1 protein-coding gene is annotated in these 717 nt (G+C 74.9%); it reads right to left on the reverse strand.

What is annotated here, in order from left to right; translation table 11 throughout:
• On the reverse strand, positions 1 to 580 hold a 580-nt coding region (locus ACSNOD_RS31570), incomplete at its 3' end, for a sensor domain-containing protein (RefSeq protein ID WP_436770499.1).
• Between the last annotated feature and the right edge of the window lie 137 nt (positions 581 to 717).

The raw sequence follows: 717 nt of genomic DNA on the forward strand, positions 1-717 counted from the left end.
CGTGGAGGTCGCGTTCGATGCGGCGCAGGTCGGCGGCGGCGGTGTCGACCACCGTCCCCCGATCCGACTCCAGCTCCGCGATCCGCTGCTCCAGCTCGTCGGAGGGCGACAGCAGGCCCCGCACCATCGCCCGGTCGACGTTGGTCAGCCCGCGCACGATGTAGCCGAGCACCGGCCAGGCCACGAACAGCCCGACCAGGGTCACCGTGAAGGTGAACACCGCCCACGGCAGCCGGATCACCGAGTACAGCACGTGGCGCCAGCCCACCGGGTCCTTCAGGCTCGCCCACAGCCAGGGCAGGAACCCGCCGTGCACCCGGGAGCGGATCGGCGTGGGCTCCTCGACGCGCACCCCCAGCAGCACCCGCGCCCGGTACCGCTCGACCGTGCCCGTACGGCGCGCCCCCGCCAGCCCGACCGCCAGCAGCGGAAGGCCGATGACCGTCACCGAGAGCGCGACGCCCGCGTACAGCCACACGGAGACGAAGACGAAGCGGAGCAGGTCCAGCGGGAGGTTGGCGAGGAGATGGAGGATCTCCTTCCAGGCCTGGGGGCCCAGCGCCAGGCGGGCGGGCGGCAGCCGGTCCTCGGTCCGCTCGTCCCACGCGTCCCACGGGTCCCGCGTGTCCCGCGCCTCCCGGGCGGGGGAGGGTTTCGTCCCGTTCCCGGGCGGCGCGGAGTGCTTCCCGGGCGGCGCGGACGGGGGCACCGGGGGGC

Source organism: Streptomyces sp. URMC 123, from assembly GCF_051386515.1.
In the GTDB taxonomy this organism is placed as follows: Bacteria; Actinomycetota; Actinomycetes; order Streptomycetales; family Streptomycetaceae; genus Streptomyces.